This window comes from Corallococcus sp. CA047B, from assembly GCF_003612065.1.
Classification (GTDB): domain Bacteria; phylum Myxococcota; class Myxococcia; order Myxococcales; family Myxococcaceae; genus Corallococcus; species Corallococcus praedator.
In genome coordinates this window covers 1-2,744 of sequence record NZ_RAWD01000569.1, presented here as the reverse complement: position 1 = coordinate 2,744, position 2,744 = coordinate 1, and the positions used below count along the sequence as shown (strand labels likewise).

The 2,744-nt window shown below is 69.3% G+C and carries 4 protein-coding genes; 2 read left to right on the top strand and 2 right to left on the bottom strand.

Going from position 1 to position 2,744, the window contains the following annotated elements; all coding sequences use genetic code 11:
* Window positions 1-142: 142 nt before the first annotated feature.
* Window positions 143-571, top strand: coding sequence for a hypothetical protein (locus D7X74_RS41070; protein WP_120538358.1), 429 nt, complete (start codon window positions 143-145; stop codon window positions 569-571).
* Here D7X74_RS41070 and D7X74_RS41065 read toward each other — a convergent pair.
* Both D7X74_RS41065 and D7X74_RS41060 read right to left on the bottom strand, forming a co-directional pair.
* The gene (locus tag D7X74_RS41065; protein WP_167508780.1) at window positions 568-1,011 is read right to left on the bottom strand and encodes a helix-turn-helix domain-containing protein; all 444 of its coding nucleotides are present in this window, start codon (window positions 1,009-1,011) and stop codon (window positions 568-570) included. The genes D7X74_RS41070 and D7X74_RS41065 overlap by 4 nt on opposite strands.
* Before the next feature lie 55 nt (window positions 1,012-1,066).
* The gene (locus tag D7X74_RS41060) at window positions 1,067-1,444 is read right to left on the bottom strand and encodes a helix-turn-helix domain-containing protein (RefSeq protein WP_120538356.1); all 378 of its coding nucleotides are present in this window, start codon (window positions 1,442-1,444) and stop codon (window positions 1,067-1,069) included.
* Window positions 1,445-1,677: 233 nt separating this feature from the next.
* Here D7X74_RS41060 and D7X74_RS41055 point away from each other — a divergent pair.
* A partial coding sequence (locus tag D7X74_RS41055; protein ID WP_233602474.1) for a serine/threonine-protein kinase occupies window positions 1,678-2,744 on the top strand: 1,067 nt, incomplete at its 3' end.

Below are 2,744 nucleotides of genomic sequence, written 5' to 3'. Positions count from 1 at the left end.
GACGGGAAATGGGTGGTGAGGCTGCACGGCGAGTGACTTGAAATGACCGGTGGTCATGCGAGTGCAGCGGATGGACGATGGGCGACTCCAGGTAGACGGCCCACTCGCGGGATCGTTTCCGGACACGGAGACAGACAGGTCCATGACGAAACTCCGCTTGCTGTCCGCCCTCCTGATCCTTGGCCTGCTGCCGGGATGTTCCCTGTTCGGTTACTACAAGTACGAGCGGGCTCCACGCGGCACGCCAGAGCAAGCAGCCCAGATCGACTTCCCCAACTCGTATGAGGAGGGAACGCATCTGGACGGGCCCGCGCTGGCGGCCTTCATCGTCGCACTCAATGAATTCATCCCGCCCCACAGCAAGGCGGATACCAGCAATGAAGCGCTGACGAAGTGCCTGACCCGGCGTGACACGTACGACGCGACGATCTTGAAAGCCAACGACGACCTCTACTTCGTCAGCTTCCTTCCCAAGATTGAACGCTGCGGCATCCAGTTGGAGGTGCCCATCCTGGACGCGGGCGCGGACTACGCCATCGACCGACAGGGACGCATCTTGAACGTGCTCTAACCCGTCGTCCGGCGCTTCTTCGCCTGCGCCTTCTTCCGGGCCACCGGCGCGGAGGCAGTCGGCGCCGGCAGCACCGACACCATCGCCTTCACCACGCGCGACACGGCCTTCAGCCGCTGCGGATCCAACTCCCGCAGCGTGCGCATCAGCCGCCGCAGCTCCGCGGAGTCCTCTTCATGCCGGGGCGCTCGCGGCGATACCGGCGACAGGCCCGGCCCCACGCCCAGCAGCGCGTCCGCGGACACCGCCAGCACGTCGCACAGCCGCCGCAGGTTCTGCGCCCGGGGCAACATCCGCCCGCGCTCCATGCGGCTGTAGACCTCCATGGCGATGCCCACCCGCTCCGCCACGTCCGCCTGCGTGAGCCCCAACCGCATCCGCGCATCCCGCGCGGCGGCTCCAAAGACCGTGTTCAGCTTCTCATTGACGGGCGCAGGCACCCCCAAAACCTTGCACCTCTCCCCCCGTGCGCAAGTTTTCAGGTCCCGCCAGCACTCAGCGCGCCCGGAACGCCAACACGCCCTGGATGACCAGGCCCAGCGCCTTCAATTCCTCCTCGTCCAGCGGCCGCAGCGCTCGCACCAGCCGCCGCAAGGACGGCGGATCCTCTTCCCGGTCCGCCAGCGCCATCGTCAGCGCCTCCTGCGGCGGCGTGGGCCCGTCCAATCCCAGGAGCGTGTCCGCGCGGATGCGCAACACCATGCTCAACCGACGCAGCGTCGTGGAGCTGGGCAACACCCGCCCCCGCTCCATCCGGCTGTACACCTCCATGGCGATGCCCACCTGGCTGGCCACGTCTCCCTGGGTCAGCCCCTGTCGCTCACGGGCCGCGCGCGCCGCCGTGCCCACCGTGATGGCCAACTCCTCGTTCATTGCCGCTCACCACCCCTGCCCGGAAAGCCATGTTCCCCGTGAAGTCAGGTGTCCGGCGCCCTACCTGACATGGCCCCGACACTACCCCAAGGGGCAGTCGCCATGCTATGGACCTCCCAGGTCCTATCGACCTTTCCAGCCATGCGTCCGCCCAGCCACGTTCTCCCTCTTGAATTGAACCCTCCACGTCCCACACCTGTTTCCCGCTCCGCGGGCGCGGGGAGGAGCCCGCGATGAGCATGGGAATCGAAGGCCACCCGCTGCTGCTGCAACCCCAGGAGGTGGTGGGCAGCTTCAAGCTGCTCAAGCGCCTGGCCACCGGGGGCTACGGCACCGTGTTCCTGGCGGAGACCGGGGGCGTGCCCGTGGCGCTGAAGTTCGCGCTCTACGGTCCCCAGGACGCCGAGGAGGGCTCGCAGGTGGACGCGCGCACCCTCAAGGAGGTGAGCGTCCTGCACCGCATGGCCCACCCCAACGTGGTGGCGCTGCGCGGCTACCACCGCTGGCCCCACCCGAGCACCGGCTACCTGTTCCTGGTGATGGACTACGTGGAGGGCCCCACGCTGTCGGAGTGGGCCCTGGCGTCGCGGCCTACCCCCCGGCAGGTGGCGCGGCTGTTCGCGGAGCTGGCGCTGACGCTGGACTTCATCCACCGCGCCGGCGTGCGCCACCGCGACATCAAGGGCAGCAACATCATCGTGCGAGCGTCGGATGCCCGGCCGGTGCTGGTGGACTTCGGCTCCAGCGACCACGCCTGCGCCGCGCGGATCACCGACGACCGGCCCCCACCGGGCACCCCCAGCTACCGCAGCCCGGAGCTGCTCCGGTACTGGCTGCGCTACCCCAAGCACCTGACCCGCTACGTCTACCAGCCCACCGACGACCTCTATTCGCTGGGCCTGGTCCTCTTCGAGGTGCTCACCGGCGACTTCCCCTACCCCACGAACGTGCCCGCGGAGGCCCTGCTGGGCCGCATCCGCGCCGCCCCCAGCCGCTCCGCCCGGGCGCTCAACCCGCGCGTGCCCCGCGAGCTGGATGCCATCTGCGAACGGATGCTCCGCCACGACGTCGCCCAGCGCTACCCGATGGGCGCGGACCTCTACGCGGACCTGAACGCCGCCCTGGAGCGCGCGTCCCAAAGCTGGGACATCCCCCTGTTCGCGGCCCCGCCTCCCCACGACGCCGTCACCGAGGAGTCCGACGAGTTCTTCGACGGCAACGAGGAGGCCCGCGAGATGCGCCGGTGGGCCCGGGCCCAGGACTGGCGCGTGCCGGGCGCCTCCCCCCACTCCAGCGCGCC

Coding starts and splice junctions, on each gene's coding strand:
- D7X74_RS41070 (WP_120538358.1), top strand. CDS start 143: ATGACGAAACTCCGCTTGCTGTCCGCCCTCCTGATCCTTGGCCTGCTG.
- D7X74_RS41060 (WP_120538356.1), bottom strand. CDS start 1,444: ATGAACGAGGAGTTGGCCATCACGGTGGGCACGGCGGCGCGCGCGGCC.